This window comes from Mesorhizobium sp. RCAM 05104, assembly GCF_059683645.1.
The window spans coordinates 4,847,092-4,860,138 of sequence record NZ_CM185033.1; the positions used below are offsets into that span (position 1 = coordinate 4,847,092).

9 protein-coding genes and 1 pseudogene are annotated in these 13,047 nt (G+C 56.9%); 7 read left to right on the forward strand and 3 right to left on the reverse strand.

Going from position 1 to position 13,047, the window contains the following annotated elements:
* Positions 1 to 282: 282 nt before the first annotated feature.
* Positions 283 to 1,626, reverse strand: a complete 1,344-nt coding sequence (locus tag AC56QP_RS23780) for a transposase (RefSeq protein WP_489861397.1) — start codon at positions 1,624 to 1,626, stop codon at positions 283 to 285.
* A gap of 107 nt (positions 1,627 to 1,733) precedes the next feature.
* Between AC56QP_RS23780 and AC56QP_RS23785 the strand changes: the two genes are divergently transcribed.
* The 7 genes and pseudogenes from AC56QP_RS23785 to AC56QP_RS23815 form a co-directional block, all read left to right on the forward strand.
* A complete protein-coding gene (locus tag AC56QP_RS23785; RefSeq protein ID WP_489863233.1) occupies positions 1,734 to 2,093 on the forward strand; it encodes a toxin-activating lysine-acyltransferase in 360 nt (119 codons plus the stop codon).
* 281 nt (positions 2,094 to 2,374) lie between these two features.
* Entirely contained in the window at positions 2,375 to 2,872 is a 498-nt protein-coding gene (locus tag AC56QP_RS23790) for a hypothetical protein (RefSeq protein ID WP_489863232.1), read from the forward strand.
* A gap of 450 nt (positions 2,873 to 3,322) precedes the next feature.
* Positions 3,323 to 4,651 carry a hypothetical protein gene (locus AC56QP_RS23795; protein ID WP_497104091.1) on the forward strand — a complete coding sequence of 443 codons (1,329 nt, stop codon included), beginning with the start codon at positions 3,323 to 3,325 and terminating at the stop codon, positions 4,649 to 4,651.
* Entirely contained in the window at positions 4,582 to 5,205 is a 624-nt protein-coding gene (locus tag AC56QP_RS23800; protein ID WP_489863230.1) for a hypothetical protein, read from the forward strand. Before AC56QP_RS23795 ends, AC56QP_RS23800 begins: the two co-directional genes overlap by 70 nt.
* A gap of 648 nt (positions 5,206 to 5,853) precedes the next feature.
* Complete coding sequence (locus tag AC56QP_RS23805) at positions 5,854 to 6,720, forward strand: class I SAM-dependent methyltransferase (RefSeq protein ID WP_489863229.1); 867 nt, start codon at positions 5,854 to 5,856, stop codon at positions 6,718 to 6,720.
* A 267-nt stretch (positions 6,721 to 6,987) separates the two neighbouring features.
* The gene (locus tag AC56QP_RS23810) at positions 6,988 to 9,642 is read left to right on the forward strand and encodes a bifunctional diguanylate cyclase/phosphodiesterase (protein ID WP_489860850.1); all 2,655 of its coding nucleotides are present in this window, start codon (positions 6,988 to 6,990) and stop codon (positions 9,640 to 9,642) included.
* Between the two features lie 82 nt (positions 9,643 to 9,724).
* A pseudogene (locus AC56QP_RS23815) lies at positions 9,725 to 10,542 on the forward strand (IS630 family transposase); the annotation flags it as partial.
* A 33-nt stretch (positions 10,543 to 10,575) separates the two neighbouring features.
* On the opposite strand, the gene AC56QP_RS23820 reads toward AC56QP_RS23815, so the two are convergent.
* Both AC56QP_RS23820 and AC56QP_RS23825 read right to left on the reverse strand, forming a co-directional pair.
* Positions 10,576 to 12,192 (reverse strand): ATP-binding protein, encoded by a 1,617-nt coding sequence (locus AC56QP_RS23820; RefSeq protein WP_489863228.1) that lies wholly within the window; start codon positions 12,190 to 12,192, stop codon positions 10,576 to 10,578.
* Positions 12,193 to 12,209: 17 nt separating this feature from the next.
* Positions 12,210 to 13,010: an alpha/beta fold hydrolase gene (locus tag AC56QP_RS23825; protein ID WP_489863227.1), complete on the reverse strand. Its 801-nt coding sequence runs from the start codon at positions 13,008 to 13,010 to the stop codon at positions 12,210 to 12,212.
* Positions 13,011 to 13,047: the final 37 nt, after the last annotated feature.

Consider the following 13,047-nt stretch of genomic DNA (forward strand, 5'->3'; position numbering starts at 1 on the left):
ACGAGACATAGCGGCTTGGAATTGTCGGCATCGCCCAGTAAGGCCCATGTACGAATTCCGTCGGTGTGGAATTAACGGCCATGTGAAGTTTGGATTGTGGAGTGTTATCTGCACAATAGAATTCCGCACATGGTTTCCATACACGAAACCGTCCTCCGGACCGCGATTCGGGCGCCACCTAGGCGATGTGCGGAAATCGGTCGAGACTGTTGAATAACTAGCCGGAACGACCGCAGGGCACTGGAGCATAGGTTGGCGCCATGTCTGCCGAACCGGTCCACTTCAGGCAGCGGCTGGTCGTCTTGCCAACAGTTGGAGGTTCTGAACCGCTGCGGCGAGAAGGAATTCTTCTTTTGCCCCGCTCAGGCCTCGTAGCCTCAATCGTCGAAACGCGATGTTGCGCTTGAGGTGGCCAAAGAGCCGCTCGATCCTCTTGCGCAGTCGCCGTGAGCGGGCATAGCTAGGTGTGTCGCGCAACGCTCGTACCTGATCACGCGCATCCTCGTCGAAAGATCGTGTAATTCGTCGCGCTGATCCGTCTGTGCAATCCAGCTTTGAGCGACAGGCGCCGCAGTCGGACGGGCGAGCGAAATAGACATTGGCGCGCGCGCCGATGTCCCTTCCCCGATAGGTCAATTGCCGACCTTCAGGACAGGTAAAGCTGTCGCTCTGCCTGTCATAGGAGAAAGCGTCGCGGGTCAGTTTGCCGGCGGTCTGGTGTTGGCGTTCAATCACCGGGATATGCGGTTCGATACCCTGCTCTAAAAGCCAGCTCAGAAGACCGGCGCTGCCGTAAGCCTTGTCAGCTGCCAGCCGTTCAGGCGTCAGTCCGAGACGCTCGCGCGTCCGAACCACCATTATCTTGGTGGTGTTCACCTCCGCAGCGAAGCGAGCCGGACTGGCCTCGATGTCAAGAATGACGCTCGACTCAGTGTCGATGTAGTAGTTGGTTGAATACCCGAAACGGCCACGTCCATGCTTGTTTGACCAGCCAGCTTGCGGATCAATCTGCGATATATGTTTCGGCGTCGAAGGTTCACGCTCATCTGGGGCCTGCGGCAGCGCTGCGTCGAGCGCGGCTAGATACTCATGCACTGGCCGCGAGATCGTGCCACCGTCGGACCAGGCGGTCGCATTGGCGTCACCAGGAAGTTTCTTCTCCCAGCTCGCATCCGCCTCGATGAAGCTGGCATCGACTGCAGTATCCGTGCCTGAGACCAACCCAGCCGTGGCACAATTACCGACGATCTCCTCGAATAACTTTCGAAACAGATCCCCTTGGCGAAAGCGTCCATAGCGGTTTTTGCTGAACGTTGAGTGGTCCGGCACGGCTCCGTTGAGGCCGAGCTTGCAGAACCATCGGAACGCCAAGTTGAGATGAACGTCCTCGCAAAGCCTCCGCTCTGACCGAATGCCGTAGAGATAACCCACGAGGAGCATTCGTAGCATCAACTCGGGATCGATCGAAGGCCTGCCAGTGTGGCTGTAGCTTGCGGCGAGGTGCTCATGCACAAAGCTTAGATTAAGCGTCGCATCGATGCGTCTGAGTAGGTGACCGGCAGGTACGTGCTCATCAAGCCGAAACTCGTAGAAGAGTTGTTCTTGAAGATCGAGCCTGCCCATCATGACAAATCATCTCCAGCGCTCAGCAGAGAGATGGAATCACGTGTTGGGCGGCCATTCAAGCCGAGTTTTTCAACAGTCTCGGTCGTTTTCCGTACATGCAGTTATGAATGCAGCGCGACCGCATCGCGATTGCCTCCGGCAAGCTGCCGGCGAATGCCGAGGAGGGGCCGATGGTGGGCATGGCGATCTGGGCGAAGGTGTCGGAAGCCGTCAGTGCCAGGATCGAGGAGCAGGCCCGCGCCGGCAACTTCCCGGTCCGGCTCAAGGGCAATGACTGGGACAGCGGCGACATCGTTTGGCTCCTCGACGTAGTGGCCGCCAACCGCGCGCTGGCCACCAGCGTGCTGATCAATTTCGGCCAGCTCTCCAAGGGCGCACCGGTTCGCGTCCATCCACTGGTTCGGCAACTGGTCGATAAGGAGGTACTAGAAAAGCTCAGTGAAAAGCGTACCCCCGTGCCGTCGTGAACTTTCGAAATGGCAGCGTTGGTCGCCTGTTGACGGAATATTGTTCCGCACGGCCTTCAATATGCAAGGCAATATTGCTGTCGGCGATCGGAAGTCCGCCTCATCCATACATGTACAGTAGATAGAAGTGTAAATTAGACATCGCTTATAGAAATAAGCAGGAATTTCTTAAGTTGTTTTCCCGTGAGCTCTTAATAGTCGATCACGGCTATGTTACCAAACTCGCTGCGGGGGTAACGCGACGGTGATCGTCGCGCGCCCATGAAAGCGGTGAGGGTTTGATGGTGTCGGGCGTCACGCTTGGCATTGCGCTGGTTGTGGGTGCTGAAGCGGGAGAGATTGGAGCATTCCAGCCTTTGTCCAGCATCGGCCAGCGCCTTGCGCTTTTACTGACGCGAAGCGCCATCGTCATGCCTGCATTCCTTCTTGCCTCGTGTGGGATGTTTGCAGACGTGTGGGAATGGAATCAGAAATTGACTGTCGAGGTGCTGGTCGACGGCAAAGTGGTTTCAGGCTCGGCCGTGTCGCACGTATGGTGGCAGGAAGCAAACGCGCTAGGGGTTTATCCGTCGGGATATAAGGGTGAGGCGACAGTGGTTGACCTTGGGCAGCGAGGCCAGCTCTTCGCGCTGATCGGCGAAGAAACCAAATTTATTGCACAGCACACGCTCATGGTGATCTGGGTTATGGCCGCGGTGAATACGAGCGACTTCTGCCGGCCATCGTGCGTTTCCGCAGCACGAAGGACGTGCCTCGCGACCATTATCCGCTGCTTGTGACTTTCACAAACCTCAGCGATCCAACAACTCTGCGTAAAGTAGATCCAGAGGACCTCGCATCAGTATTTGGCTCAGGTGTTTCTCTAAGAGGGATCACGCTTGAGGTGACCGACGAGCAGGTTACTGAAGGGGTGGTCGAGAAATATCTTCCATGGCTTGAGACTGTTGGGCGTTCAAGGGCTACGTTATTGCCGAACCCGCCTAAATTTCTAAAAGATGAATCTGATATTCAACGAGTCAGTTCGGGAAACTTCAGTACGGAGCTCTTCAAATGAGCATGAACAAAGATCTTTTTCTATCAATTTTAGCGATGGACTCTTACAATAGAGATTATGAAGCTGGAATATCTATTGATGGCGCCAGCGTTGGGGGGCTGCAATACTGAGCCGCGACGCTCTTGGCGTCACTTCGAGCGAATATCAGCAATGGCAGGATTCTGGTTTTTACGCGATAGCCTATGAGGTTGGCTCAGGGGTGGAGGGCATCGAGGCTGGTGCAACGGTCATTTCCTATAGAGGCACCAACAGCTTCGGTGGCCTCTTTCCCAACGATATTTTCTCCGGCTGGGCAGTAGGGGCAGGCATTCTCAGCCCGACCACTTACGCGCCTGGCGCGCAGGGACAACTCGCGCTCGATTTCTATCAAAGCGTGACAGGCCAGAATGCGCTGTCTACCGAGGGCGGCAATGCCATTCTGACCGGCCATTCGCTCGGTGGCGGCCTTGCTGGTCTGATTGCGTCACTTTCCGGTGATGAAGCTGTGGTTTTCGACAGCATGCCCTACGGCGCAGCAGCCACCGCGCTCAGCATTTGGTGGGATGCGGCACAAGCAGGCATTGACCTGGCGTCTTACCTTGTCGACGGTGTTCCGCCGGCAAATTATGTGTGGCCCACGGCTGGGAACATTTCCTCACACAATGTCGCGGGCGAAGTCCTGACCGGTGTTCGCGCGATCGAGCCCTTTGTTTCAGCAGCGCTGTTTTCAGCCTTGTCACCTGTCTATGGAGCACTGATCGGCACCAATGCGGGCTATATCTACGGTTCGCAGCCTGTGGAAGTGCTTGAAACCCATCTCGGCATTTCGGGGCTGATTGATCCAATTTCAATGCATTCTCAGCAGCTTCTGCCTATTCTTTTGTTCGCGAAAGAGGACGTGCACGAAGAGAACGGTACGACTGTAACCGGACATACAGACTGGACATCGATTGCCCCGAATCTTTTCAAAGTATGGTTCGACACAGGGTTCGCCAGTTCGATCGTTGAGTTGGAAAGCATCAGGGGTGCAGCCACGCTAGATAGCGCGTTGCGCTATGTCATCGCCTATTCTGCGCTTGATGAAGGCATGGCAGCGGCAGGAAAGCCATTCGGGGATGCTGCAATACGCATCATGTTCGATGACGCCGATGAACTAGGCAAGCTTGTTTCGAGTGGTGGGGCCTCAGCTACTCTCTCGGACGCTACCGATGGCCTTAGCCAAGCGATTGTGCATTTTGCTACTCTCATGGGGTTGCGAAAGATCGAGCTGGCGGATCATCCGGAAATCCGAGACGGCATCCTCCACATCAGCGAACCCGGTGAGAGCGGATACGCTGGCGTCGACCGCATTCTGACGGTCAATTTCGACAGTATGTTGTGGGGGGCGGGCGCGGGCGAAAACGGTGCCAACGCTGAGTATACGGTGATTGCCGCCGCAAATACGTCCGCGAGGAAGTGCTCGACCAGAAATTCGCCACCCTGCTTGACCGGTTGCATTTCGACGAAGAGATACTGGAATGGGTAAAGGCAGCCCTCTTGGCCAGCCATGCCGACGAGCGCCGCGAGCATGAACAGGCGATCCATCGATGCCAGGTCGAGTACAAGCGGCTCGAGGATCGGCTGCATGCCATGTATCTCGACAAGCTTGATGGCCGCATCGACAACGCCTTCTACGATCGGATGTCAGGACAGTGGCGGACCGAACAGATGCGGCTGCTTCGCGAGATAGAGCGTCATGGTAGCGCCGAGGAATCGTACATGGAGGACGGCATCCGGCTGTTGGAACTGGCACGCAAAGCCAGCCGACTGTTTGCGAAACAGCCTGCGCACGAGAAAAATCGACTCTTGAATCTGGTGCTGTCGAACTGCAAATGGGACAAAGGCGAAGTTCACGCCGTCTTCAGGCGACCGTTTGATCTACTTGCGGAAACGGTCGTGGCCGGCGCAGCAATGGGTGCACAGCAGGCAGCTTTATCGACAGGGAGTCCAGTTTGGCTGGGGTTCCTGGAAGCTTTTCGAACTTTCTGCATCGCGCGTCAGCCCGAATTTCTGTTGCTTATGGACAAAGTGGGACACTAGGTTCGGTTTTGGATAGCTTTAAGGCGGCGACTCGGCGGGGTCTCGTTTCACTACGGCACGGCCTCGTCCGACATCTCAGCCCGAATTGCGAGTGCCTATGGCCCAAAGATTCGGTTGGAGAAGTCTGAGGCATCGATACTCTGGCGCGGGTGACTTCGCAGGTCGTCACCGTCAGCAGCACGAAACGCTACGTGTTAGATGACAGCTGTGCGTCTCAATCTCGGTCGCTAAGCGCGGATCTGCGGTCCACAACCAAGGCGGCGATCGGGAATGAGCACCGTCGAACTCAAAAAGGAGGGAAACTGACTTGATCCAGGAACCGCCAAGCATCTGACCGGCCAAACGACTACAAGTCGCTTCCCGCGGAGCCGTTTAGCGTTGTCACCGGAAACCGTCTACGCTGCTGCTGGAACGCCCGACGCCAGAGGTTGGCGCGTTTAGGCCATCACCGGGGCGATTTTGAGGAGCCGCCGCCGCTATCCTCCACGACTGGATGCTGAGCTGACACCGGCCGCAGAGGCAGGGTGGGCTTTGCGACGTAGGCGCACCCGCCCGCCGGCCCACATTGACGCGCGACTCTTTCGCTGCAAAGGTATATTAACGATTTGTTAACCAAGTGTCAGTCGCCGCTGAAAGCAGGGGGGTAATTTGGAACCGTTTCTGGGAGCAAATCGCCTGAATTGGGATGATCGGGCCGAACTGCATTCGACCGACACGACGGGCAGCTACCAGATTGAAAATGTGCTGGCAGGCGGATCCAATCTCTATGAGCTGGAAACGGGCGAGGTCGGCGATATCGTCGGCAAGGATATCGTCCATTTGCAATGTCACATCGGGCTCGACACGATCAGCTTGAAGAATCTCGGTGCTGGCAGCGTGATCGGTCTCGACTTTTCACCGACCGCGATCGCAGCTGCGCGGGATTTCGCCGCGAAGGCAGGTACTGATGTGCGCTTCGTGGAAGCGCCACTATTCGAGGCAGTTGAAGCGCTCGGCCGGACCTTTGACATCGCCTACGTTACCTGGGGTTCGGTAAATTGGCTGGACGATGTGTTCCGATGGGCGCGGGTCGTTGCGGATCTCCTGAGACCAGGTGGCCGGCTCTATATGGCCGAGGGCCATCCGTTGATGTTTCAGTGTGATCGTAAGGCCGCGGCGCTGGAGTTTAAGCACGATTGGAGAACGCCTATAGCTCGGCCGCTCGCATGGAACGAGGAACGGACCTATACCGGCGACGACCGCATTTTGAAGCATCCTCGGTATTATGAGTGGATCCATCCGATCAGCGACGTGGTGAACGCACTGATTTCGGCGGGGCTGACGCTCGATTTTCTGAATGAGCATGACACGGTTTCGTGGCAGCACTTTTCATTTGCAGTGAGGGCAGGCAAGGATATGTACGGCCTGCCAAACAACTCCCCCAAGATCCCAATGGCCTATTCCATTGGCGCGACGAAGCGAAGCGTCGGCAAGATACCATACCTTGTTGCTCCTAAGGTTATCGAGGGACACTAGGGCCGCACCCCAAGTAGCTCCAGTGCTCACCGCTAGCCGAGGGGCTGGCTGGAAACGCACGGCTCCTCGAGACCGATGGCTGCTCCTGCGTCAAGTGCCGACGGCGGCGTGTCCATCCTGGCTGTTCCTGCATGGACAGTGGTGTCGACACACGGTCGGAAGTGCAAAGTTTTCACGACTAAGAAGTTCAAAATTAATTAATGGAAGCTAATGTTCTGTCGGCGGGTCGATCCGAGAACCTGATTAACACAGGGGAGTTCCACCCTATTGGCTCTTTTCGGCGGTAGGTTCAGCGGCATAAAGGAAGCTGTTTTTTCGTCGGCAAATATTCCGGCCGCAGTGGCGATTTTGGTTATTGCCATCAGCGCGGCCTATGCGGACCATCAGAACAAAATCGTTTCGGACCAGGCCGCTCGTGCGGATGTCCTGGCCAAGGTCAATCTGATCCGCGCCAAGCTAGAGGGGAACATCAACGGGAACCTCCAACTCGTGCATGGGGTTGTCGCGACGGTCGTGACTGAACCCTATATGGGACAGCAGCGCTTCGCTTCGCTCGCGAGCAACCTCTTTGGCGGCGACTCGCAATTGAACAATATTGCTGGCGCGCCCGATCTGGTCGTTTCCTTGATGTACCCTCTGAAGGGCAACGAGAAAGCGATAGGCCTCGATTACCGAATGGACGATCGGCAGCGTAACGCCGCGCTGCGGGCGCGAGACGAGCGCAAGTTGATTCTTGCCGGTCCGGTCGACCTGAAGCAGGGCGGCCAAGGCTTCATCGGCCGCTTTCCGGTTTTTGTGCCGAGCGCGGGCAACACTGAAAGATTCTGGGGCATCATTTCCGCCGTTGTCGACGTGCAGCGCCTTTACAAGGCGAGCGGCCTGCTTGACGATGATCTCGGGATTGACGTCGCGCTCATTGGTAAAGACGCCCTCGGCCCAAGCGGAGATCAATTCTTCGGCGATGTGGGCGTCCGCAAAAACAATCCAGTGACGGCCGAAGTTCTGCTCCCGTCAGGATCGTGGCAAATCGCAGCAATCCCCAAAAACGGCTGGCCTTCGACTCCCAGCAACGCGTGGTTCCTGCGCGCAATCATGGCCGTGGCCGGGGCGCTGATTGTGATCCCATTCTTGGTCACAGGTCGTCTGATTGGCGAGAGACAGCGTAACTATGCGGAACTGCGTCAATTGTCGAGACGACTAGAACTCGCTTTGGAGGCATCGGCTATTGGCGTTTGGGAACACGATCTCGCGACCAATGACCTGTCGTGGGACGATCGGGTCAATGAAATATATGGCAGACCCAGCGATGGAGGACGTCGAGGCTACTCGGATTGGGCAGGCGCAATTCACCCCCTGGACTTGGCCGCCGCCCACGCAGATTTCGACCATGCCGTGGCCAGCCGCGGAACATATTCGTCGGAATACCGAATTGTTCGTCCGGATGGCGAGATTCGTCATGTCCGATCTAAGGCGACCATATACCAAGCCCCAAATGAGACGCCCAAAATGATTGGTGCGGAATGGGACGTCACAGCCGACGTCCTGCTAAACAGCGATCTGGTTCGCTCGAAACAACTGTCCGAGTCGAGAAATGTCGAACTCGAGGCGGCCAAGGCCCGCATCGAGCATATCGCGCTTCATGATTCGCTCACCGGTTTGCCCAACCGTCGTTACCTCGACCAGGTAATGGAACAGTACGCAGCCAACTGCAGGCGCGACGGCGGTCAAGCGGCCCTGCTTCACATCGACCTGGATCGGTTCAAGCACATCAACGATACGCTCGGCCACGCTGCGGGCGACGCGATGTTGGTTCACGCATCCACCGTCCTTCGATCCAAGGTCGAGGATGGAGGATTCGTCGCTCGGATCGGAGGAGACGAATTCGTCATCCTGTGCACGGTGAATGACGATATCAAGCGACTGGCACTGCTGGCCGACCGCCTCATCAGCCAGATGAGCGAGCCCGTCTACTACCAAGGCCACCGATGCCGGTTTGGTGTTAGCGTGGGAATTGCGGTCGACAACGGAAAAGACGTCGAAGCCAAGCACCTCCTGGTGAACGCCGACATCGCGCTTTACCGAGCAAAGAACCGTGGGCGCAATCGGCACGAATTCTTCACTGAAGCGATGCAAAGCGAAATCGTCGACACAAAGCGGATGGCCGACGAAATTCTTGGCGGCCTTGAGCGCAATGAGTTCATAGCCTTCTACCAACCCCAATTTGGTGCAAAAACTCTCGAAATTGTCGGAGTCGAGGCGCTTGCGCGATGGAGGCACCCAAAGAAGGGCATCTTAGCACCGGATGTCTTTCTAAGGATTGCAGAAGAACTAAACGTCGTTTCGATGATCGATCGAACCATACTGGACCAAGCGCTTTCAGATTTTGAAAACTGGTCTGCTGCGAATCTTCATATACCGCGTGTATCAGTCAACGTTTCGGCACGGCGGCTCCAAGATGAAGAACTCATAAAGAGCTTGCGAGATATGAATATCAAGAAGGGAACAGTTTCATTTGAGCTTGTTGAGTCCATTTTCCTTGACAAAAACGATGATTTGGTGACATGGAATGTCGATCAAATCAAGCAACTGGGCATTGATATAGAGATAGATGATTTTGGTACGGGCTATGCCTCCATAGTCAGCCTGCTCAAGATACAGCCGCGCCGACTGAAGATTGATCGGCAGCTGGTCATTCCAATAGTCGAATCTCCGCAACGAAGGCAGATTGTCTCGTCGATCATCGAGATCGGCAAATCCCTAGGTATCAAGGTCATAGCGGAAGGCGTCGAGACGATGGAGCACGCTCGCATACTGAAGGAGTTGGGCTGCGACATACTGCAGGGTTATGCCTTCGGGCAGGCGTTGGATTCCGAGGGGCTGAAGGTCTTGGTTCGCTCTCAACGCCTGCGCGCGGCCAGCTAGAGCGGCTCACGACTTGATGGAATCGAAAGGGATTGCTGGTTTTGTGATTCAAGATGCTGGCTGGAGTGGAGGCCAGCATCTGATGACTCGACCTCTTTCCAATGATCTTCGCGAGCGGGTTGTGGCGGCGGTTTTGAGTGGCGAGAGTCGCCGGTCGGCCGCGAAACGGTTCGGCATTTCGGTTTCGGCCGCGGTGAAGCTGTTGCAGCGCCATGGGACGACCGGCTCGGTGGCGCCGGGCAAGATAGGCGGACACCGCAAGCGGATTCTTGAGCCGCATCGGTCCTTCATCGTGGAGCGGATCAATCAGACTTCTGATCTGACGCTGCATGGGCTGAAGGACGAGTTGGCCGCGCGCGGGGTCAAGGTCTCGCACAACGCGGCTGGATGTTCCTGCGCCGCGAGGGGCTGAGTTTCAAAAAACGCTGTTCGCCCTTGAGCAGGCGCGTACTGATATCGCCCGCAGGCGCCAACGATGGCGATCCTGGCAGGTCAGCCTGGACCCGCAGAGACTGGTCTTCATCGATGAAACCTGGATCAAGACCAACATGGCTCCGCTGCGAGGTTGGGGGCCGAAGGGCAAGCGGCTGCGCGGTTGGCTCCGCACGGCCACTGGCGCACGCTGACCTTCCTCGGCGCGCTGCGCTGGGACCGGCTCGCAGCACCTTGCGTCTTCGACGCGCCGATCAACGGCCAGTGCTTCCGCGCCTATGTCGAGCAGCAGCTCATCGCCGTGCTGAAGCCCGGCCACATCGTCGTCATGGATAATCTTGGAAGGCATAAGTCGGCGGCCATCAGGCAGAGATCAAGGCTGCCGGTGCCAGGCTTTGGTACCTGCCGCCCTACTCTCCGGACCTCAATCCGATCGAGCAAGCCTTCGCCAAAATCAAACAATGGATGCATGGCCGGTCTGTGTAGCATGCCGTCATCAGATTAATCCGGTCCATCCAAAATTTCTCTCACTTTTGCCGCCAACTGCTCCAAGGAGGCTGGCTTCTGCAGCAGGGGCACGTCCGGGTCCGTGTGGCGTGCGTAGCCCGTAGTAAAAAGAATTTTGAGGTGGGGTCGGCGGTGTCGCGCTTCGTCGGCGAGACGAAGGCCGTTCAAGTCGGGCAAGACCACGTCGGTGAAAAGAAGGCAGATGTCGGGGTGCTGCGCGAGCGCGTTCAATGCTTCGGCAGCAGCCCCTGCTTCGATCACGCGATAGCCCAGTTCACGCAGCGTCTGAGCCGTCAGCGACCGCACCTGATCGTCATCCTCGGCCAGGAGTATGACCTCATTATCGGAGGCTGACGCCAAAGCGCCTGTGGGCGGAGGCTTCGGTATTTCGGTAGTGGAACGCAGCCGAGGCAGGTAAAGTTTTATCGAAGTACCATGCCCAACCTCGGAGTAGATCTTGAGGTGACCATTCGACTGCTTGACGAAGCCGAACACTTGGCTCAATCCCAAGCCTGTACCCTTGCCTACGCCCTTTGTGGTGAAGAAGGGCTCAAAGGCCTTGGCCATGACCTCGGAAGTCATGCCGGTACCGGTGTCTGTAACGGCTACCATGACATATTGCCCTGATGTAATAGCGTGCTCCGCGGCGTAATTCTCATCGAGGTCGCAATTGGCAGTCTCGACGGTCAATCGTCCACCCTCCGGCATGGCATCGCGCGCATTGATCGCGAGATTCAAGATAGCGCTTTCGAGGAGGTTCTTGTCGGCGTCGATCTGCCAAAGCTCGCTCCCCAAGGCGGTCTCGAGGTGTACCTCTTCGCCTAACGTGCGGCGCAGAATCTCCGACATTTCGGAGACCATCTGATTGGGTTGGATCGCTTCAGGTGCAAGGCTCTGCTGACGCGAGAAGGTGAGCAGGCGGCGTGTCAATCCGGCGGCGCGATTAACGCCTTCTTGTGCCGCAGAAATGAAGCGCGCAACGTCCTCGCCCTTGGCCAGCCGTCTCTCAAGCAGACTGAGCGAAGAGCCGATGACGGCGAGCATGTTATTGAAGTCGTGCGCTATACCGCCAGCCAGCTGGCCCACGGCTTCCATCTTTTGCGCCTGATGAAGGGCCTCTTCCGCTTTTAGGCGCGCTTCGACGGCTTCGGCTACACGTTGTTCAAGCGTGAGGTTAAGTTGGCGGAGTTCAGCACTCGCCTGGTCCGCGGCTCGACGGGCTTCGAGAAGCTCCCGCTCGTAACGCCGGCGATCGGAAGCGTTGAAGATGGTGATGCGAATGAAGAGCAGGTCACCCGCCTCATCGCGCCGCTCGACCGCATTGACGAGAACTGGAAGCGGCGATCCATCGGCTCGCACCAAGTCGAGTGCGACCTCGTTGAAAAAACCTTGCATGCGCATCAGCGGCGCAAAGTGGGTTTCGTAGTAGATCTTCCCTGCGATGTTCAGGAAGTCCTGAAATCGTTGTCCCAGAAGGGAAGCTTTGTCGCGACCAAGCCATTTCGAAAACGTGCAGTTGACCTTGGTGATACGTCCGTCCGCGCCAGTGGCGACATACCCGCATGGAGCATTGTCGAACAGATCGTCAAGATCCGCAGCCGTGTCGGTCATGGGCTCCGCGACCTCAATCAGCGTCGACCTTCAAGGAAGGCCCTCATAGCTGCAACAGTTTCGTCAGGCGCGCTGAGATTCGGGCAGTGGCCAGTTGCGTTGAGCAGCATGAAACGGCTGTTCGACAGCCGGTCAGCGACATACTTGCCGACAGTCTGCGGCGCAATCACATCTTCCGAACATTGCAGGACAAGACAGCGGGCCTTCACTGAAGGCAGGTCGCTGCGGTTGTCGGAAAGAAAAGTAACGCGCGCAAACTTTTTTGCGATTTCTGGATCCGTCATGCAGAACGAATTGGTAAGTTCTTCCCCGAGCTCCGGCCGGTCGGGATTGCCCATGATGACGGGCGCCATAGCCTGCGACCAGCCCATGTGGTTGTCATCAAGGAAATCCAATAGCTCATGAATTTGCTGCTCGCTGAAGCCGCCGGTGTAGTCACCGTCGTCGACGTAGCGAGGCGACGGACCAATCATGATCAGATCGTCGAATATCTCGGGAGCCTTTAGCGAAGCGAGGGCGCCGATCATTGCGCTGACGGAATGCCCGACGAACACACCATGGGTGACGCCTAGCGCGTGGCAGACATCGACGACGTCGGCGGCGTAGCCACCTAGAGACGCATACTTCTCCGGCTCGTAAGCCGAAAGGTCGGATCCTCCGCAGCCCACGTGATCGAAAAGAACGATGCGATACTCTGCGGAAAAGGTGGGCCAAACGAAGCGCCACATGTTCTGATCGCATCCAAAGCCGTGGGCGAAGACCATCGCGCGACTACCGGAGCCCACGACCTTAACGTTGTTGCGCTGCACAATGTTCAAGATAACTTCCTTTGCAGGCCGACCGCAAAACCGCTGG